This window comes from Microcoleus sp. PH2017_05_CCC_O_A (genome assembly GCF_020738785.1).
Lineage (GTDB): Bacteria > Cyanobacteriota > Cyanobacteriia > Cyanobacteriales > Microcoleaceae > Microcoleus.
In genome coordinates this window covers 1-17,310 of record NZ_JAEQCB010000073.1, presented here as the reverse complement: position 1 = coordinate 17,310, position 17,310 = coordinate 1, and the positions used below count along the sequence as shown (strand labels likewise).

The following is a 17,310-nucleotide window of genomic DNA, read 5'->3' as shown; positions in this document are numbered from 1 at the left end:
TTTGATTTGCTGAATCATCGAAAACCTCTAAGCTGAGCCACCCAACAAGTTGCCAAACATTCTTGATTTTAAGATAAAATCAATAAAAAATCTCAAGCCAGTGCTAGCTGTGGTTGTTCTGCTAATTTCGAGAAATCATGATAGATCACAATCCACTTGCCTGTAATCGGATCGCGGTAAGTAATAAATGGATTAGATTTTAAAGGTTTATTGCAAGGTTTAGCTGCCATTTCTACACACTCCAAATAAATCGTATTGAATAATTCTACAACGCTATACTTTTAATAATCGCCTGTTTTGCAGAATATCCGGGTGATTGTTGCCTCAACAACAGGTGATATTTCAGGCATTTTGTGGTGACAGATAGCACTATGTAGTGTGATTGAAAAATTCATTTATAGTGAGCGGTATCACAAAAAAACTCCGAAAAACAATTCTGCCTCGTGCCTTTTATCGTCTATCTTCAAAAGGCCGACTATTTTCCGCAAAAATCTGATATTATTAAGTAAGGTAAAGACGTTTATCAGAGATCTCCTCACAAACTTATGGCGCTATTTGGATTTGGCAAAAAGTCGAGTCTGCCGTCTCCCCAAGACGCATTGCCGGGGCGGGCAGAGTTGATGCCGGTACCGGCAACTCACTTTGTTAATGGCAATCCCCTCAAGCCTCCGTTTCCAAACGGCATGGAAACTGCCATGTTTGGCCTGGGCTGTTTTTGGGGCGCGGAACGCAAATTTTGGCAGGAAAAAGGTGTTTTTTCGACTGCGGTTGGCTACGCTGCGGGGATTACTCCGAATCCTACTTACAATGAAGTTTGCAGCGGGATGACGGGACATAATGAAGTTGTTTTGGTTGTGTTCGATCCGAAAGTAGTGAGTTACGAAACGCTGCTAAAAGTTTTTTGGGAAAGCCACAATCCGACTCAGGGAATGCGTCAGGGTAATGATTCGGGTACTCAATATCGATCGGGAATTTACACGTATTCAGCCAGCCAAAAGCAGCTAGCTGAAGCTTCGCGGGATGCTTACCAGCAAGCTCTGACGCCCGCTGGTTACGGCAAGATTACTACTGAAATCATTGATGCTCCTGAGTTTTATTACGCGGAAAGCTATCACCAGCAGTATCTTGCTAAAAACCCGAACGGTTATTGCGGTTTGGGCGGTACTAAGGTTTGTTTGCCGGCTATGTCTCAGGCTTGAGGTTTTATCCCGATTGATGGGGACACAATCATGTTCGTTGGTGTCAATTTAAGATAAGACGTAGTGCAGATTTGCTGTCTGACGATTAAGGCCTGATCCCCCCTAGCCCCCCTTAAGAAGGGGGGGACAGGAAGTTATCAAAGTCCCCCTTATTAAGGGGGATTTAGGGGGATCTTGCCTCAGATAAAAGCGAGATTTCTCAGGCTTCAGACTTGATTTGACACTAATGAACACTGCTGTGTCGCTACAACATAGGGCTATAATTTCGCCAAAAACAGCGGAATATGTTAATAATTGAAAATAGGTAAGAAATGCTGACGGCTGTTGTAATTATCAATTTAATGATATCTCTGGTCTGTTTTTATATAGCTGCGAGAGTGTGGAAAATCAGGCGGACGATCGCACGTTTTGAAGTTCGGATCGCAGCAATAGAGCGCTGTAGCAGCAATGTCCTCGGCAAATCGCCGGATTTCTTTGCTAAAAGGCAGCAAGGTACTCACCAATTACGGCGGAATTATCAACAACTGGAATCGCAACTGCAACAGGTTCAGCAACTTTTGGGATTGCTGGGTTTGGGACGGACGCTTTGGCGCAGGCGCGATCGACGTTTGAGGTAAGGTATCCTAAAGTTGTATGAAGAGTAGTTATAAAAATGTCAAGTAAACGTTCGGGATTATTTATTGGCGGTCTGTTGGTGGGTTCGGCGATCGGGGCCGTGACGGGCTTGCTGATGGCACCGCGAACGGGCAAGGAGACGCGGCAGATATTGAAAAAATCTGCCGATGCTTTGCCGGAGTTGGCGGAGGATTTATCGACTAGCGTCCAATTGCAAGCCGATCGACTTTCGGAGACTGCACTGCGAAATTGGGACGAAACTTTGGTTAGACTCAAGGAGGCGATCGCCGCGGGTTTAGAAGCGACTCAGCGGGAACGTCAAACGCTGTCGGAAACAGAAGTCGAAGTGACTCCCCCGTCGCGCCCTCCCGTCCGCTAACTCGACCACTTTCAGCCATTATTCATTGCTGTTTGGGACGGGCAAGATGCCCATCCCACAAGAATATTCAGCCTTCGGGACGGGCAAGATGCCCATCCCACAAGAATTTCATGACACATTGACTGTAAAATTAAATCCACAGCAGCCTATGAATTCCCAAACCCCAAATCCGAGATTCAAGTGAGCGATCCCTTATTTTGGCTAGGACTTTCGATTTTGCTAGTGGCGGTTAGCTTAACTGCTGTTTTAGTGACTCTGATACCTGCGGTGCAAGCATTGACGCGGGCGGCGCGCAGCGTGGAAAAGCTCGCTGACACGCTTTCGCGCGAGTTTCCGCCGACTTTGGAGGCGATTCGGTTGACGGGGCTGGAAATTAGCGAGTTGACGGATGATGTCAGCGATGGGGTGCAAAGTGCGGGGGAGGTTGTCAAACAGGTCGATCGCAGTATTGGTAGCGCGAAGAAGCAGGCGCAAAACGTGCAGGTGACAACTCGCAGCGTGGTGACGGGGATTAAGGCTGCTTGGAAAACTTTAACTCGGAAGCCGCCGATTTCTGGGACAAATCGCCGATCTGATCGATTGTCGCAGAGTCAAAGAAGCGCGATTTCGCTGAGGGATTCGGGTTTGGATGACAGGTATTCTGGGGGTTACGCTGCGGGTGCGGGTAATGGCGAATCGCCACGGTTGAGGAATGGCGAGGGTTCTGGTTTGCCGGCGGATGCTGAAGATTTTGAGGAAGTGCGATCGGGCGATTCTTGATGTTTTGGATAGTAGATCAAGGAAGCCTCGGCGGTTGAAACCGCGCGTGCCTCGGCGGTTGAAACCGCGCGTAGATCAACGAAGCCTCGGCGGTTGAAACCGCGCGTAGATCAACGAAGCCTCGGCGGTTGAAACCGCGCGTAGATCGAGGAAGCCTCGGCGGTTGAAACCGCGGCTATACAAACGATGTCCGCCTCCGCGGACTAAGAGAAGAGAGGGTTGATTTGTGGGATTTGTTTGGGTTGTGCGATCGCACATCTAACCGTTTTTATCTAAGTCTTCTTTTTTTGGAGTTTCTGAAGTTGAAGGGAATGTTAACTGAATATTGATATCCATCGATATTGTACTTTGTTCAAGCCAACCTATATTAACTATTTTTACTAATGCTTCTGTCGGCAAAGAATTATTAACTTTAAATTGTGCTGACGACTGAACTTTAAATCCTCCTTCCTCTAGCCGATCGCAAACATTTCTCCAATTTCCCACTGGTTCGTTCGGTAAATCTGCCAGTTTTTTAACATATTGGTATAAAGTCTTACACAGATAAACCTCTGCACTTTTGGGAGTCTGAAACATTTTTTTAGCTATTTCGGCGGGACTGCAACGCCGTTTAGCTTCTGCGAAAGCTTCGTAAAGCCTTTCTAAGTCCCAGTTTTGGGCTGCTTCGGCAAATAAGTCTTCTTTTTGTGCCATTTTCAGATTTTATGATATTTAGCTAACGCTAGCATAACCAAAATTGCTAACGTTTGTTAGTTGTATGCTAGCTATCCTTAGTGTATTGTTACATACATCAGGCATAGTTGAGTTTGTTGAAGCGGTGTAGCGCGGAGTAGGAATACTCAGAGTCAGTCATGGGCGCGATCGTTTTTGACGAGAAATCATTTATTTAATACCAGCAAACACGCGGTAAGTCTCTGTACTTGTCCCGATTCAACACGAGGAAATAACGTGTCTAATTTTTTCACGCCTGAATTTAATAACGAAAGTGCGATCGCACCTTGGAATGCCAGCCTAGAACCGACTAAGGCTATTATCCCGCAGCTAGATGCTAACCGCGTCCTAACGGGGGGTGTTGCTCAGGAAGTTAATATCCCGACTTTAACGCCAGAAGCCTATGACAATATCATCTTGCCTGACGATTTGCTAACCCGGATGGCTAGTGCGGTGAGTACCGACTCCAACACGAGTTTACCGGATAGCTCTGTCGATTTGCTAACAGGTCAGGCGATGTCAGAGGTTTATGGGGATTTGAGTAAGTTTGCAGCCGATCCAGATTTCGCAGCTAAGCTGAATGTGGCTTTTGGGGAAAACTGGGATGCTGCGGCTGCGAAAGCCTTAGCTGAAGAATGGTTTCAGGGAGATTTTAGTGATATTCCGCCGGTGAAGGTTGTCTCGTCTGCTGAGATTGATGGGGCGAATGGGGCTTTTGCAGCGGCGACGGATACGATTTATTTATCGAAGGAATTTTTGGCGGGGAATGCGGCGAATCCGGCGGCGGTTGCGGATGTGTTGCTGGAAGAAATCGGGCACTCTGTTGATGCGCGGTTGAATGTTACGGATTCACCGGGAGATGAGGGGGCGATTTTTGGGGCGGTTGTTAAGGGTAAGGAGTTGAGTGACGGTGAGATTAAGGCGTTGAAGAGTAAGGACGATACTGCAACTGTTGCGATCGATGGAAAAATACTTTCAGTAGAGTATGCAAAAGTTGGGGACATTAATTTTTCTCAAGACTGGGGGGGATTAATGTTTGATTGGAGTTCAGGAAAAGTCGTTAACAAAGAATGGGAGCTATTTACTCGTAATGACGGGAATGCTGCTTCTTACAGAAACGTTATTTCTCGAAATTGGGGTGATGGGTTTCCGAGTAATACTGGTGTAAGTTCTAATAAATTTGGGGTATTTTTATGGAGAAAAGCAGATTTTGAAGCGGATGTAACCTACAATTTTTCAGTAAAATCCGATGATTATTACAAGATAAGAGCCATACCAGTTAGCGCTAATTTTAGTAATAATGAATGGAGTAATATTAGCGGTCAAAATGGTGATTGGCTTAAGAATGCTTATGAGGGTAAAAAATACGCTTTTACTCCTACCAAAAGTGGTGAATATTGGGTGAATTTTGGATATGCTGAAGAAACAGGTGATGCCAGTTTTTCCCTGTCTTGGGATAGTAACAAAGCTATCACAGTAGAAAACAAGACATTCCGAGTCGAGCTATCGCTTTACGATAAAGATGGTGATAAGGGTAAAGCTGAACGTAGTAATATTGACCCCAACAAAGACACTGTTGTAGTGATTCATGGTCGTGGTGGTGGTGGTAAGGAAGATGAGAAGATAACTGGCTTAGCAAAAAGAGCAGCATATAGTCAATATTACCCAAACTCTCAGGTACTGTACTTAGACTGGAAGGATGCAGCAAAAAGTGATTCGCAGCCTCCTTACGACGCTGCGAAGCGGATCAGACCAGTTGCTGACTGGGCTACAAATAGGTTGAAAGAATTAGGAATAGCTCCTGAAAAAACTATTTTATTAGGTCATAGTTTAGGCTCTTACGTTGCCTCTGAGATAGGAAGGATAAGTGGAGGTGTTAAGGAGCTTGTTGCACTTGATCCAGCTTTTCCTGCTGATCGTTACGATATTGATGGCAATAACCCAGGAGACCGGATTGATGATCGTGTAGTAGAGTTTAGTAAGGCCGCAACTAAGTCTATTGCGTTGGTCGTTTCAGACGCGGATACCGTGGCAGGTTTAGCAGGTGATAATCCTAGAGCTAGTAGTGCTAACGATTCCTATATAGTTGATTTTACGGGCTATAAAGAACGGGGTTCAGGTCCCAAGGAAAAAGCATCAAACAAAGCCACCGATTATCACAATGAGGTCGTCAATATTTTCTCTGAGATAATGTTGCGTGACTTCGATTTTCCATCTCACCAGTCAGACAGATTTGACGACATAGGTAATTTATTAAAACAGGAATCTCAAGGAAAAAATGCTTTTCAAGAGGGTGTGATAACAGCCACTTTTGCTAGCGGAATAAATGGATTGAATTATGTAAATTCTAATGGTGACTTTAAAAGAACCTGGAATTCTTAATCCATAAAATTAACTTGAATGGAATTAGGACAAATCTACCTTGTCAATGCTAAGCGATCGCTCATTTTGTGTTAAAAGCAATTACTTTCAATTTCATTCCCATAAAATCCCGTTCTGGTTCCAGTAAACTTCAGACTTGAGAACAAATAACGATGGCATTAAGATTCATCAATGATAATGGTCTATTTCGCTTGTTCGGCGATAACACCGCAGAATTAATCGAATTATCCCCTCGACTACTAACAAATATTCCTGGTGGTGTATTTGTTCTAGGTGGCAATGATACAGTTACAGGCTCTACCATCAGCGAACTAATTCTGGGAAACGACGGTCAAGATAGCATCTCAAGTGGAGAGGGAAACGACACTTTATTTGGTGGCAAAGGCAACGATCAATTGTTTGGTGGTGAAGGCGATGATTTTCTCTCAGGTGACAGGGACATTGATACCCTCACTGGCGGACAGGGAAATGATACATTTGCCCTGTCTACAGGTGGCGGTTTAGACATCATCACCGACTTTGACAATACGACTGATTTTATCAAAGTACCAGCCGATGTAAATATCAATGACATCTTGATTCAAACCGCAGGTGCGAATACTCTCCTGACTGTGAAAAGTACAGGTGAACAATTAGCCCAACTGAATAATGTTCAGGCTTCCAGTATCACAACTGCAAACTTGTTAGCTAATCAGCCACCTCTTCAGAGTACGCCTATACCTCGACCAGATACGCCCGTGTTTTTGCCTCCTGACTTTTCGTTGCCTGATTCCCCAATTTCCCCTATTCTGCTTTGAAATGTAGTAGTATCGCCCCTTTTCTTCTTAGGGGCGATGGTCTTTTTCCTAAAGTGCGATGCTACTTTCAGTGTCGGCATCTATGAGGACTGGCCAAACTGCGATCGCCTTTCCCATGCCGAATCCCAAAGGGCGATCGCTCCTTTCCATCCAGCTATCCCAAAAGCGATCGCCCTTTTTTATCACTCCCGCACATATTCAACTTGTTAACATGATAACATATCAGCAGAACAGGTGTACGATCGTGAGAATATAAAAATTGGAGGAAGCCTAAATGGGAAAAAGTACAGAAGTGTCAGCCAAGCGACATGACCCAAATTACATACAGCTATCGGGAGATGTCCGAAAAGAACTAGGACTTCAGTTTAAAGCTGCGTGTACTCTCAAGCAGCTAAATATAGGAGAAGGGTTGGAAGAGGCGATCGAGATATGGTTTCAGGCTCAGCAAGCCCCCTCATCCAGCAACAGCAGCAAAAAGGGGGACGAGTGAGAGATCCAGATCGGGAAAAAGAAGAGCTTGGCAATCCCATCAACGAACCCGTACAAGCGTATAACCTAAAAGAAGCGAAAAAGAAATGCCAACAGCTAGCAACGGAATATGAACGGTCTCTTGCAGATGTTCGCCCTGAAGGCAAAGCCTGGTTTCGCTGCTACTTTCAGTGAGGGAAAATACATGAAAATTCGAGAATCTCAAGGTAAGAGTGTCTGGAACAATTCTGAGGGCTGGTGCTGCGAACCTCTTGACACCATACCGCCCGGTCATATTGCCCTAGCCGTTGAAGCGATCGATCTTAATCTTGTAGACTGGGATATCGAAGAAATTGGCGAAAAAGCAGGTTTTGATATTCAGTACAGATACACAGGAGTCAATGACCCGAAAGATGAATCTTTAGCTTGCGTAAGTCAGTTTGTTGGCATCTATGAAGACTTCTCAAAGCTCGATCGCGCTATGGAAGCTTTGATTGCGGCCGGCATCCCGCGCGATTTATTCAAAATACTGACTGACAACGATGATATCGATTTGAAGCCTGTAACACAATACCTCAAAGCAGTCTCATAATGCTTTGAGTGTAGCGCACTTGTTTCTTTTTCCCAAAGTGCGATCGCCCTTACTGTCCGAAAGTGCGATCGCCCTTTTCCCCAAATAACCAAAAGGGCGATCGCCTTTCCCATGTCGAATCCCAAAGGGCGATCGCCCTTTCCTTCCAAAAGTGATTTCGCGCTTATCGAACTTCTATTCCCTTCACATTCCTAAGCAACTGCGAGTTCATATTGCAGAACTAAAATTTCATCTGCCTTCAAAATAGCCATAGCATATTCAATCCCTTGACTATCAGAAAACTCCACTAAATACTGACATTCCTTTCCCGTATCATACACTTCGACAATAGTTCCAACAAGTCCTACTGGCAAACTAGAAACAGATTCGTATTCCGGTTCCACTAGAGTTAATCGCGTATTTGAAACCGGCTTGAGAATCGCCACAAAATCCAAAAGTCTAAAGTTTTTTATCATGGTTTAAAAAAGCTGAAATCAAACGAGGGTTAGAATTAGTCAAAGTAATTTTCCAGATTGTCCGAAGCTCAATCCCCGCTGTATCGGGTACAGTCCAATCAACTTTAAACTGTTGCCCAAAATCAGTAGTATTTTCTTGGACAACTTCACCTTCAATGGCTGCTTTTTGAATAAGCTCTTGCAAAACTTCTGCATTATTAGCCGTAATTCCCAAAACCGATGCAAAGACTCTGGCTTTGTGTTTTCCACGAGAACGATCTGGATTTAAGCAGTAGCCGACTAGCTTTTGCAGAGAAACTTCAGCCCGATCGCCATTGGGTAGTTTCATTATAACTCCTGCTCACCCCCTAATTAGTTTCAATTTTTATTGTAAGGTAGATGCTTTGTCGCTGTACGATCGCCCTTATTGTCCGAAAGTGCGATCGCCTTTCCCATGCCGAATCCCAAAGGGCGATCGCTCATTTTTCAATAGACGCTCAATTTACACATATAAAAGCTGATTGGCGATTTCATCAGCCGTCAACGTATTTAATAGAATAGCAACCCGTTGGACAATCTCATAGGCGTTCTTTTGAGGAGTCACAATAATTCCAGAATGTTCCCATCCTTCTGTCATATATTCTAGGTGTAATCGCTCAAAATCCACACGATTGTGAGTGAGCAAACATCGATCGACAGATGCAGCATAAGCCAATTGTTGATTATCCAATTGACTCAACATTCCCTGTTCGCTCGTTGTCGTCACATCAAAACCCCTAGCCCGCAGCAAAGTCGCTACCAGCCTAGAAACATCTTCATCTGTATGAATAGTTGCAAATAGTTTCACGGTTTTTTCATGGCAGCTTTCACAGCAGGATGAATCAATTCTTCGGGAATTCGATTGCGCTCAATATAAGTATTTATTTCTTCCTGGTTATCCAAATAAAAGCTCAGTGCGTCAAAAATTTGAGCTAATTTCAGATGAGGTAAGTGCATCGGGATTTCTTCAGGAGTAATACCCAAACGCCACAATTCCACGATCGCACGAACAGAAGTTCTCGTTCCTGCAATTATTGGTTCCCCTTGTAAGATTTCAGGGTGACGTGCGACATAACGCGAAGCAGATTGTGTAGTCATGGGAGATTAACCGGACACATCGATCTTGATTATAACTTACCCTAAAACTCGTTTTTGTTGATTACACTTTAACATAACTTAAAAGAAGCGAATTTAGCTTGTCTAAGTCAGGCAAGTCGGCATCTATAAAAACTCGTCAAAGCTCGATCGCCCTTATTGTCCGAAAGTGCGATCGCCCTTTCCCATCCCTCTCAATATCCGACTCAACCATTTACACCTACAACACTCAACTCATCAGACATTTCGCAATTATTTGTTGCATCATCTTTTGGTAACTGTTCACTATTCAAGAATTCTTCAAATAAATCAAAAAAGCGCTTCAGAGCATCTGATTCATCCTCAGAATAAAAAAGAATAATCCGACTCCAAGATTGAGTGTCTGCTTGGTTAAATCGATTCTCTATCCATTCTTGAAACTCTTCAAACTTTGTTTCTTGTTCTGTTATAGGAATACCAAGTTGACGGCGGGCAAAGGTATAACCGTCCAAAAAAACATGAAGATGACTAAGCGATCGCTTCCCCAAGTATAAAGACGATCTTTGCTTGATTTTTCCTAGCAAATCATACAAATCTAACATTGTTTCATCTCCTTTCAGCTAAAATTCAATTTCCGCAATTTCAAATTGACCGCCCAGCTCGATCGCCAAACAATAAAAATTTCCCAACCACTCTTGTTTAGAAATTCCTTGATTGTGGATATTATCAAAAATTAATTCCTCCCCATTAATTTGAACTGCAATCGCTTCATGCCTTCCATTCGTAGCAATATTTTGTCTGAGGTCATCATGGTAATATTACCATATTTCCCCTTAGCACTGCCAGTGTAAATTTTGACTTTTTTTCCAGAAATACCCCTTTGAATTAAAAACTCTTGGATGCTTAAAGCGCAAGTATTACATTCAAACAGCTTAAATTTACTAGCTATTTCTGAAATTTGTTGTCGTAATTCATCATCGATCATGTTTAATTATTTGACCATCTCTTGGTACCATCCTAACTCCGCTTTACCATAAATAGTTATCCGTAGAGTCATAGCTACCTTGATAAGTGCTGTAGATGCGGTAGCCAGGGAATACTAAAGCAATGCCAATTGGACTATGAATAGTCCCCGGATAGCTTTCTTCGGGCTCGCTACCCCCAATCCGAATTCTGATCACACCCAGCCAAATGTAGAGCCCTGGAATTAAAGTATCTAAACTGTAGGCGATCGCCCGCATTTGAAGATCGGGGGGATTAATCGGTTTTAAATACTGTGGCTTTTCAGGTTGAGAAATGGACATGGCACTGATTCCTGTGCGGTATGGTGGAAAAGCGGTCTTGTTGAGGATATTTTAACATAACTTAACTTTTACTTTTTTATTGTTAAGCTTATTTTAGTATTTTATCACGATCGCTCTTCCCTAATTTACCGCACGTTTGAGAATTTGACCGATAATTCCGTACCTGTCGCCAACCAATCCATCGAGTTCATGTTCAATATCTTCTAACCAGCCAAGCTTACTCGTCCACTTACCATTAGCTAATTGTCTAGCTGCATGAGTTGGAATACCGCTTGAGTCAACATATATCGCTATTTTCTGATATCCAACTTCTAATATATCGTCCTTGCAAATTTCATATCCCAGCGTCTCATAAGCCTGAATATACGCTTCTAGAGTCTCCTCTTGTGGCACACCGTCAGGCCAATAAAATTGCTCTCCAGGTATCGGTTGCCACCAACGATCGTCTTCCTCAGCAGCCCATGCAAAGCAGTTATATTCTTGAGATTTCGGACTGGTAACTTGATAATCCGTGCCAGACAAATTCGGCCACTTAAATTCAAATTCTGGTCTTCTATACATTCTATTCAATCGCGTAGCCTTGATTTCTACCCCACTCTATCCAAGCTGAAGCCATCTGTTTTATCCTTCCCCTTTGTTCTGGTTTAATCGGATTTTCACCCGTAATTGCACCCAAAGCCGACAACCAGTAAACAGGATTTTTTTTCAATTCTGATAGCAACAGCGGTAGGATTTGAGTTCCCATACTAATAATTTCCTGATAGGCAGGATGCTGAGACATTTGGGCAGTTGAAGACAGTCCAGCAACATCTTCCTCCCAATCCGAGGCTAGTGCATAAAATTTCTCAACTATCTCAGGGGAGATTTCAGCATTTTTGTTGAGAATATTTTGAGCGGTATTTTGTGAAGAAACTTCTTCCTGTGCGAGTAAGTTTTCTATGCCTATTAAAACTAACTCTTCTATCGAGACATTTAAGTTGTTCGCGACTTGTTGTAATTTTAGTAGGCGTTCATCTGAAAGGGCGATCGCGATGGTGTTCATCTGACTTACAAACTAGCATGATGCTTTAAGTATAGCAAGTCAATTACTCACCTTTTATGCGATTTGACTATTGGTTGCTACAGTTTTGAAAAAAGGACGATCGCCCTTATTGTCCGAAAGTGCGATCGCCCTTCAATACATTTTACTTCGTCCCACCGTATCCCGAAGCAACAATCATCGACCCAATACCCGAATCGCTGAAAATTTCTTGCAGCAAAGCGTGTTCCAGGCGACCATCAATAATATGAGCAGCCTTAACGCCCTGAGCTAAACTCCGCACGCAACAATTAACCTTCGGAATCATCCCCCCAGAAACAATCCCAGACTCAATTAACTGTCGGGCCTCTTGAATATCTAACTTCACAATCAAACTGTCTGGGTTGTGATAATCCTCCAAAATTCCCGCAGTATCAGTCATCAGAATTAACTTTTCTGCTCCCAAACCAGCCGCAATCTCTCCAGCCACCGTGTCAGCATTAATATTGTAAGATTGACCGTTTTCGTCCGCAGCCACACTCGACACCACCGGAATATATCCGCTGTTGACCAAAGACTCCAAAATCTGGATTTTTACGCCGCTGACTTCGCCCACAAACCCAATCCCCTCCCGGCCATCTGGACGAGCTTGAATCAGATTGCCATCAATGCCGCACAACCCTACTGCCTTGCCACCAGCTTGGTTAATTAACGAAACAATTTCCTTATTCACCTTCCCCACCAAAACCATCTCCACGACTTCCATCGTCGCGGCATCAGTCACCCTCAAACCATCCTTAAATTGCGGCTCAATGCCCAGCTTTTCCAGCCAAATATTAATTTCCGGGCCTCCACCGTGAACCACCACCGGACGCATCCCCACGCAGGATAGCAGCACAATATCTCGGATTACCTTTTCTTTGAGACGGCCATCCTTCATTGCCGCGCCGCCGTATTTGACCACAATCGTGCGGCCGGCAAACTGTTGAATGTAAGGCAGTGCTTCTGAAAGCACCTGAACCCGATTGGTTTCTACGTTCCGCGCAAAATCGCTGTGTTTGAGCATATGAGGACAAATGGCTAAAAACTTAAGTCTAAAGTTTAATGTCTCCAGCTATCATCAACAAATGCAAAAAGAATGAAGAAGTCATTAGTCAGTAGTCATTAGTCATTAGTCAGCAGGCAGATTAATGCCCCATTCCATGCCCGATCGCCCGTTGGCGCAGCCCTCGAAGAGGATCCCGAATTTAAATAGGTTTTCTTAATAATCTAAGTTTAATCTTTCTATTCTAACTTATACAATTCTTGCTAAAGTAAATAAATGTATCGCTACCCAGATTTACTTAACCTTATATGTTAACTGCTGTTACCCCAGACTCCGAAAACCTTCAATACAAGCTACCATCAGACGCTGACTCGTCCCCCCGGATGACCGTATTTTGCGATTTAGACGGGCCTATTGTCGATGTGTCCGATCGCTATTACACAACCTATCAACAGGGATTGGCCGACACCCAAGCAGCCTACGCGGCCCAGGGAATCAACCTCAAACTCCAAATTCTCAGCAAACAGCAGTTTTGGCAAATGAAACAAAACCGAGTCCCCGATACTGAAATAGCCAAAAGTTCCGGCTTGTCGGGAGAAGAAATTCACATTTTTCTCGGATGCGTGAGTCGGATTGTCAATCAGCCAGACTTGTTGCACTTAGATCGCATCCAGCCAGGAGTACAATGGGCGATCGCACTTCTGCATTCTCGCGGCGTGCGACTGATTTTAGTCACCTTGCGGCCGAGAAATCAAGCCGTTCAACTATTGCAAAATTACGGTTTAGCCAGATTGTTTACCAGCATTCGTGGCACTCAGATGCCGGATGCTGCATATCACAACTATACAGCCTTAAAAACTGAATTGTTGGCTGAAGTTGCAGAAGAATTTGAGTCATCCCTGAACTCGGCTTGGATGATCGGAGATACCGAAGCAGATATCCTCGCCGGACAAGCATTGGGAATACCTACAATTGCCGTTACCTGCGGCATTCGCAGCCGCTATCAACTGCAAAAGCACCAGCCGAATTTCATTCTTAGCGACTTGATTATTGCCGTTCATCACTTATTAGGTTCAGCACCACAAGTGATAGTAGACTGACTACAGTCTTGGACGCATTCCGAATTTTATAAACCGGGTTTTTTACCGAATCAGTGGGCTGATTAGAAGTATTTTCGTAAAAAACCCGGTTTCTCGCTACCCGTGTGTAAGCCCCAATTAAGCTAACTAATAGACCTCTTGCATAAGTCTTCGATCGATCCTTCAACCGCAGATTTCAGACAGATAAACACAGATAAACGCAGATAATTTCAGGGTGTTTTCCGATTTTTGCAAGAGGTCTAATGAAAACTGCCAACTGTTAACTGTCAACTGTCAACTGAGAGAGAGAGAGGGCGGGCACGCTGACGGGTGTAGTTTTTTGGTAAAAGCCTTATCCCATAAGAGTTTGAGATTTTAAGAGGCAAAAGCCCAAAACCTTTGCACTGTCTAGATTTGCTGGGTTTTGCCAGGGGAAAACCTACACCTGTCAGGGGCGGGAACGGGGGCACCGCCCCTACCAACTGTCAACTGTCAACTGTCAACTGTCAACTGTCAACTGTCAACTGTCAACTGTCAACTGACTAAGATTTTTCTAATTTCTTTGTCATTTCCCACAAGCGATTGAGGGGAAAATAAATCACCGGAGCCCAAAGACTGCTGAGAATAGCAGAACACAAAGCCACACGCTGGTGATAACTCCAAATGTCCAGTAAAGCCCGATCGCCCATAGCGAAAAATTGCAGGCCCATCACCGTTTCCGCCACCACCGCCATCCCAAACACAATTAAGGCGATCGGAATCGGATCTCTCTCAACAATATCAGCCGGAATCGACCAGCTTTTCTGCAAAACAACAGTTAAGACACCGACAACAACTAGACTTACAGCATGGGTGGGATGAGGAGCAGTCATCGCATCTTGAAGAAACCCCAAAGCCATACCCATGCTAGCAGCTCCCAAAACTGTACGCTTCCGCTTAATACTCCAAGCTACCAACCAAATTAACAGCCAATTCGGGCTAATTCCCAACAATTCCATTCCCGGCATCCGGGTGGGCAATATCAATATGCACAGCATCACAGAAACAAATGTAACGCCGAAGTTGAGAAATTGGCGCAATCGCGAAGACATCCGAGGTAAACGCTTCATTGCTGCTTTGCTCCCCCTGACGGTGCAGAAGATTCACCCTGCGAAGCCTTGAGTTCGGCTTGCTTATCGTGGGGGTAAACTACCCCCCATTCCAGAGAATTCATCGGTGCAGAAAACTCAACAATAGCTTCCGGGGCCGGAGTTTTATTCAGATCCACCGAAACCACTTTTCCCACCGGCAAACCAGCAGGAAATAACTGGCTGAAAGAAGAAGTTGAAACCACATCCCCAGGCTTGACATTGGGAACATTATCAAAAAACTCCATCACAGCCTGATTTCCGCCTTTACCGTGCATAAAACCCATGTTGCGACTGCGGGTAATTCCCACACCCAATTTACTTGTAGGGTCGCTAGCTAACAGCACCAAGCTAGTATTAGGAGTAACGCTGACAACCCGACCTACTAAACCGCCCGGGCCCATCACAGTAAAATCTGTTTTGATACCATCATTACTGCCGCGCCCCAAAGTTACTTGCTGCCACCAGTGGTCAGCACTGCGGCCGACAATAGGAGCGACAATCCCTTTAGATTTCTTAGCAGACACGTAACCTACAAGCTCTTTTAGCTTCTGATTTTGAGTTTCTAATTCTAATACCTGTGCTTGCAATTCTTGAGTGCGCGCCGAGATGAGCTGCTCTTGTCCAGAGCCGTTGGCGTGAAACGGACGAGTCACCCAATTGTAAACTTCAAATAGTGCAGCACCTTGTGTTTGTCGAACTCCCCAAGCGGCTGTTACAGCTAAACCTAAAAGAGCAATTTGTAGACGCAGATCCCACCACCTGCGGAGTGTGTTTTTTAGCATAATCTCACTAATCTAAAATTGTTATGTCAGGATTTTAGATTTTAGATGGCAGCCCTAGTTCTAAATCCAAAATCCTAAATTTGTTAACTACATATTGCGTGACGACTGCCCGCTGAAAACCCGTTCCAACTGTTTGTTTTCCAAGACCCTACCGGTTCCCAAAACTACGCAGCACAGAGGATCTGCTGCCACGTGAGTGACAATTCCTGTTTCGTGACTGATCAGAGTATCTAAACCTTTCATCAGCGCCCCACCACCGGCCAGCATAATTCCTCTGTCAATAATATCTGCTGCTAATTCCGGGGGAGTGCGTTCCAAAGTACGCTTGACGGCTTCCACGATTACTGAAAGAGGTTCCGACATACTTTCGCGAATTTCTGGGCCTTTGATCGTAACAGTTCGTGGCAAACCGGAGAGCAAGTGCAACCCACGCACTTCCATCATCACGTCGTCATCCTGTGGAGTTGGATATGCTGAACCAACCTGAATTTTAATTTCTTCAGCAGTACGTTCGCCGATCACCAAATTGTGAACTTTTTTCATGTATTGGACGATCGCCTCATTGAGTTCATCGCCCGCCACCCGGACTGACTCACTGATCACCGTACCTTGCAAACTCAAAACCGCAACTTCCGTCGTACCCCCACCGATATCTATAATCATATTGCCAGTCGCCTCAGCCACAGGCAGTCCAGCCCCGATCGCCGCAGCGATAGGTTCATCAATTAACCGTACTTCTCTAGCACCAGCTTGAGTAGCCGCCTCAATGACAGCCCGCCTCTCGACTCCAGTGACACCGCTGGGGATGCCAATAATGATCCGCGGCGAAACTAAGCTTTTGCCTTCGTGAACCCTGCGGATAAAAGTCTTGAGCATGAGTTCGGCAGTATCGAAGTCGGCGATTACCCCGTCACGCAGCGGGCGCAGTGCTATGACGTTCCCAGGCGTGCGCCCGAGCATTTTTTTAGCATCTTCTCCAACCGCCAGCGGTATTTTCAAGTCTTGATCGATCGCCACTACGGACGGTTCTTGCAGAACAATACCTTTGCCGGATACATAAACGAGCGTGTTAGCAGTACCGAGGTCGATACCCATATCTCTAGATAAGGAAAATCGATTGAGAAGACCCACTGATTTGTACCCCCCCAAAACTAAAATACTAATGTGTGCAATAATGTTGTTACAAAAGTGTAACCGAGGTGGATTCTATTACGTTTTTCATCCTGAGTCTAGTCAGAAATGTACATTGTCGAGCATATGTTGAATTCAGGCTCGCCAATCATCCACAATAAATATGTTCTGGTAAGTGGGTGTAAAATCAGGATGAAGCCCTGATTCGCGCTGTTCCAAGTTAATTTTGGAGGATCTCGCCGTTCAGGGAGATTTTAACTACATCACCAATCGAGCACATTCCCGAAAAAATTTATGAGTCTTAATGTTGTGACTTTGGTCGGCCGCGTCGGTGGCGACCCGGACGTGAAGTATTTTGAGTCTGGTACAGTT

At 44.6% G+C, this 17,310-nt stretch carries 24 protein-coding genes and 2 pseudogenes; 10 read left to right on the top strand and 16 right to left on the bottom strand.

What is annotated here, in order from left to right; translation table 11 throughout:
• Positions 1-92: 92 nt before the first annotated feature.
• A complete protein-coding gene (locus JGK20_RS17840; protein WP_293153881.1) occupies positions 93-230 on the bottom strand; it encodes a hypothetical protein in 138 nt (45 codons plus the stop codon).
• Positions 231-545: 315 nt separating this feature from the next.
• Between JGK20_RS17840 and msrA the strand changes: the two genes are divergently transcribed.
• The 4 genes from msrA (at position 546) to JGK20_RS17820 (ending at position 2,952) form a co-directional block, all read left to right on the top strand.
• Entirely contained in the window at positions 546-1,199 is a 654-nt protein-coding gene (gene msrA, locus JGK20_RS17835) for a peptide-methionine (S)-S-oxide reductase MsrA (RefSeq protein WP_293231611.1), read from the top strand.
• Between the two features lie 311 nt (positions 1,200-1,510).
• Positions 1,511-1,816, top strand: coding sequence for a hypothetical protein (locus JGK20_RS17830; RefSeq protein ID WP_293231608.1), 306 nt, complete (start codon positions 1,511-1,513; stop codon positions 1,814-1,816).
• Positions 1,817-1,851: 35 nt separating this feature from the next.
• Positions 1,852-2,193 (top strand): YtxH domain-containing protein, encoded by a 342-nt coding sequence (locus JGK20_RS17825; RefSeq protein ID WP_293181877.1) that lies wholly within the window; start codon positions 1,852-1,854, stop codon positions 2,191-2,193.
• Positions 2,194-2,373: 180 nt separating this feature from the next.
• Positions 2,374-2,952 carry a DUF948 domain-containing protein gene (locus tag JGK20_RS17820; protein ID WP_293231605.1) on the top strand — a complete coding sequence of 193 codons (579 nt, stop codon included), beginning with the start codon at positions 2,374-2,376 and terminating at the stop codon, positions 2,950-2,952.
• 258 nt (positions 2,953-3,210) lie between these two features.
• Here JGK20_RS17820 and JGK20_RS17815 read toward each other — a convergent pair whose 3' ends face one another.
• Positions 3,211-3,645, bottom strand: a complete 435-nt coding sequence (locus JGK20_RS17815) for a DNA-binding response regulator (RefSeq protein WP_293231603.1) — start codon at positions 3,643-3,645, stop codon at positions 3,211-3,213.
• A 255-nt stretch (positions 3,646-3,900) separates the two neighbouring features.
• Between JGK20_RS17815 and JGK20_RS17810 the strand changes: the two genes are divergently transcribed.
• Entirely contained in the window at positions 3,901-6,045 is a 2,145-nt protein-coding gene (locus JGK20_RS17810; RefSeq protein WP_293231601.1) for a hypothetical protein, read from the top strand.
• 152 nt (positions 6,046-6,197) lie between these two features.
• A complete protein-coding gene (locus JGK20_RS17805; RefSeq protein WP_293231598.1) occupies positions 6,198-6,842 on the top strand; it encodes a calcium-binding protein in 645 nt (214 codons plus the stop codon).
• Positions 6,843-6,890: 48 nt separating this feature from the next.
• Here JGK20_RS17805 and JGK20_RS17800 read toward each other — a convergent pair whose 3' ends face one another.
• Complete coding sequence (locus JGK20_RS17800; RefSeq protein WP_293231595.1) at positions 6,891-7,028, bottom strand: hypothetical protein; 138 nt, start codon at positions 7,026-7,028, stop codon at positions 6,891-6,893.
• A gap of 88 nt (positions 7,029-7,116) precedes the next feature.
• Between JGK20_RS17800 and JGK20_RS17795 the strand changes: the two genes are divergently transcribed.
• Together JGK20_RS17795 and JGK20_RS17790 are read left to right on the top strand one after the other, a co-directional pair.
• Positions 7,117-7,332: a hypothetical protein gene (locus tag JGK20_RS17795; RefSeq protein WP_293231592.1), complete on the top strand. Its 216-nt coding sequence runs from the start codon at positions 7,117-7,119 to the stop codon at positions 7,330-7,332.
• Between the two features lie 108 nt (positions 7,333-7,440).
• Entirely contained in the window at positions 7,441-7,902 is a 462-nt protein-coding gene (locus tag JGK20_RS17790) for a hypothetical protein (protein ID WP_293231590.1), read from the top strand.
• A gap of 191 nt (positions 7,903-8,093) precedes the next feature.
• Here the strand turns inward: JGK20_RS17790 and JGK20_RS17785 are convergent, their stop codons facing one another.
• The 10 genes and pseudogenes from JGK20_RS17785 to argB form a co-directional block, all read right to left on the bottom strand.
• Complete coding sequence (locus JGK20_RS17785) at positions 8,094-8,357, bottom strand: DUF4926 domain-containing protein (protein WP_293231588.1); 264 nt, start codon at positions 8,355-8,357, stop codon at positions 8,094-8,096.
• The gene (locus JGK20_RS17780) at positions 8,341-8,685 is read right to left on the bottom strand and encodes a DUF6883 domain-containing protein (protein ID WP_293231586.1); all 345 of its coding nucleotides are present in this window, start codon (positions 8,683-8,685) and stop codon (positions 8,341-8,343) included. Before JGK20_RS17780 ends, JGK20_RS17785 begins: the two co-directional genes overlap by 17 nt.
• A gap of 153 nt (positions 8,686-8,838) precedes the next feature.
• Positions 8,839-9,183, bottom strand: a complete 345-nt coding sequence (locus JGK20_RS17775) for a DUF5615 family PIN-like protein (RefSeq protein ID WP_293191651.1) — start codon at positions 9,181-9,183, stop codon at positions 8,839-8,841.
• A complete protein-coding gene (locus tag JGK20_RS17770) occupies positions 9,180-9,473 on the bottom strand; it encodes a DUF433 domain-containing protein (RefSeq protein ID WP_096828231.1) in 294 nt (97 codons plus the stop codon). Before JGK20_RS17770 ends, JGK20_RS17775 begins: the two co-directional genes overlap by 4 nt.
• A 203-nt stretch (positions 9,474-9,676) precedes the next feature.
• Positions 9,677-10,051 (bottom strand): hypothetical protein, encoded by a 375-nt coding sequence (locus tag JGK20_RS17765; RefSeq protein WP_293191646.1) that lies wholly within the window; start codon positions 10,049-10,051, stop codon positions 9,677-9,679.
• Between the two features lie 18 nt (positions 10,052-10,069).
• A pseudogene (locus JGK20_RS17760) lies at positions 10,070-10,434 on the bottom strand (papain fold toxin domain-containing protein).
• A 43-nt stretch (positions 10,435-10,477) separates the two neighbouring features.
• On the bottom strand, positions 10,478-10,753 hold the full coding sequence (locus tag JGK20_RS17755) for a hypothetical protein (RefSeq protein ID WP_293191644.1): 276 nt from the start codon (positions 10,751-10,753) through the stop codon (positions 10,478-10,480).
• Between the two features lie 120 nt (positions 10,754-10,873).
• A complete protein-coding gene (locus JGK20_RS17750; RefSeq protein ID WP_293231584.1) occupies positions 10,874-11,314 on the bottom strand; it encodes a hypothetical protein in 441 nt (146 codons plus the stop codon).
• A 1-nt stretch (position 11,315) separates the two neighbouring features.
• Positions 11,316-11,795 (bottom strand): hypothetical protein, encoded by a 480-nt coding sequence (locus JGK20_RS17745; protein ID WP_293181844.1) that lies wholly within the window; start codon positions 11,793-11,795, stop codon positions 11,316-11,318.
• Between the two features lie 142 nt (positions 11,796-11,937).
• Positions 11,938-12,837 carry an acetylglutamate kinase gene (gene argB, locus JGK20_RS17740; protein WP_293181842.1) on the bottom strand — a complete coding sequence of 300 codons (900 nt, stop codon included), beginning with the start codon at positions 12,835-12,837 and terminating at the stop codon, positions 11,938-11,940.
• A gap of 287 nt (positions 12,838-13,124) precedes the next feature.
• On the opposite strand from argB, the gene JGK20_RS17735 reads away from it, so the two are divergent.
• Positions 13,125-13,916 (top strand): HAD family hydrolase, encoded by a 792-nt coding sequence (locus tag JGK20_RS17735; RefSeq protein WP_293212077.1) that lies wholly within the window; start codon positions 13,125-13,127, stop codon positions 13,914-13,916.
• A gap of 521 nt (positions 13,917-14,437) precedes the next feature.
• Here the strand turns inward: JGK20_RS17735 and mreD are convergent.
• The 3 genes from mreD to JGK20_RS17720 form a co-directional block, all read right to left on the bottom strand.
• Positions 14,438-15,004: a rod shape-determining protein MreD gene (gene mreD / locus JGK20_RS17730; protein WP_293181838.1), complete on the bottom strand. Its 567-nt coding sequence runs from the start codon at positions 15,002-15,004 to the stop codon at positions 14,438-14,440.
• Positions 15,001-15,807 (bottom strand): rod shape-determining protein MreC, encoded by an 807-nt coding sequence (gene mreC, locus JGK20_RS17725; protein ID WP_293181836.1) that lies wholly within the window; start codon positions 15,805-15,807, stop codon positions 15,001-15,003. Before mreC ends, mreD begins: the two co-directional genes overlap by 4 nt.
• A gap of 87 nt (positions 15,808-15,894) precedes the next feature.
• Positions 15,895-16,902: a rod shape-determining protein gene (locus JGK20_RS17720; RefSeq protein WP_293181959.1), complete on the bottom strand. Its 1,008-nt coding sequence runs from the start codon at positions 16,900-16,902 to the stop codon at positions 15,895-15,897.
• Positions 16,903-17,232: 330 nt separating this feature from the next.
• On the opposite strand from JGK20_RS17720, the pseudogene JGK20_RS17715 reads away from it, so the two are divergent.
• Positions 17,233-17,310 (top strand): annotated as a pseudogene (locus tag JGK20_RS17715) (single-stranded DNA-binding protein); the annotation flags it as partial.

Excerpts from the sequence above, each read along its gene's own strand:
- JGK20_RS17840 (WP_293153881.1), bottom strand. The coding sequence starts at position 230 with ATGGCAGCTAAACCTTGCAATAAACCTTTAAAATCTAATCCATTTATT.
- msrA (WP_293231611.1), top strand. The coding sequence starts at position 546 with ATGGCGCTATTTGGATTTGGCAAAAAGTCGAGTCTGCCGTCTCCCCAA.
- JGK20_RS17830 (WP_293231608.1), top strand. The coding sequence starts at position 1,511 with ATGCTGACGGCTGTTGTAATTATCAATTTAATGATATCTCTGGTCTGT.
- JGK20_RS17825 (WP_293181877.1), top strand. The coding sequence starts at position 1,852 with ATGTCAAGTAAACGTTCGGGATTATTTATTGGCGGTCTGTTGGTGGGT.
- JGK20_RS17815 (WP_293231603.1), bottom strand. The coding sequence starts at position 3,645 with ATGGCACAAAAAGAAGACTTATTTGCCGAAGCAGCCCAAAACTGGGAC.
- JGK20_RS17805 (WP_293231598.1), top strand. The coding sequence starts at position 6,198 with ATGGCATTAAGATTCATCAATGATAATGGTCTATTTCGCTTGTTCGGC.
- JGK20_RS17795 (WP_293231592.1), top strand. The coding sequence starts at position 7,117 with ATGGGAAAAAGTACAGAAGTGTCAGCCAAGCGACATGACCCAAATTAC.
- JGK20_RS17790 (WP_293231590.1), top strand. The coding sequence starts at position 7,441 with ATGAACGGTCTCTTGCAGATGTTCGCCCTGAAGGCAAAGCCTGGTTTC.
- JGK20_RS17785 (WP_293231588.1), bottom strand. The coding sequence starts at position 8,357 with ATGATAAAAAACTTTAGACTTTTGGATTTTGTGGCGATTCTCAAGCCG.
- JGK20_RS17780 (WP_293231586.1), bottom strand. The coding sequence starts at position 8,685 with ATGAAACTACCCAATGGCGATCGGGCTGAAGTTTCTCTGCAAAAGCTA.
- JGK20_RS17770 (WP_096828231.1), bottom strand. The coding sequence starts at position 9,473 with ATGACTACACAATCTGCTTCGCGTTATGTCGCACGTCACCCTGAAATC.
- JGK20_RS17765 (WP_293191646.1), bottom strand. The coding sequence starts at position 10,051 with ATGTTAGATTTGTATGATTTGCTAGGAAAAATCAAGCAAAGATCGTCT.
- JGK20_RS17755 (WP_293191644.1), bottom strand. The coding sequence starts at position 10,753 with ATGTCCATTTCTCAACCTGAAAAGCCACAGTATTTAAAACCGATTAAT.
- JGK20_RS17750 (WP_293231584.1), bottom strand. The coding sequence starts at position 11,314 with ATGTATAGAAGACCAGAATTTGAATTTAAGTGGCCGAATTTGTCTGGC.
- JGK20_RS17745 (WP_293181844.1), bottom strand. The coding sequence starts at position 11,795 with ATGAACACCATCGCGATCGCCCTTTCAGATGAACGCCTACTAAAATTA.
- argB (WP_293181842.1), bottom strand. The coding sequence starts at position 12,837 with ATGCTCAAACACAGCGATTTTGCGCGGAACGTAGAAACCAATCGGGTT.
- JGK20_RS17735 (WP_293212077.1), top strand. The coding sequence starts at position 13,125 with ATGTTAACTGCTGTTACCCCAGACTCCGAAAACCTTCAATACAAGCTA.
- mreD (WP_293181838.1), bottom strand. The coding sequence starts at position 15,004 with ATGAAGCGTTTACCTCGGATGTCTTCGCGATTGCGCCAATTTCTCAAC.
- mreC (WP_293181836.1), bottom strand. The coding sequence starts at position 15,807 with ATGCTAAAAAACACACTCCGCAGGTGGTGGGATCTGCGTCTACAAATT.
- JGK20_RS17720 (WP_293181959.1), bottom strand. The coding sequence starts at position 16,902 with ATGGGTATCGACCTCGGTACTGCTAACACGCTCGTTTATGTATCCGGC.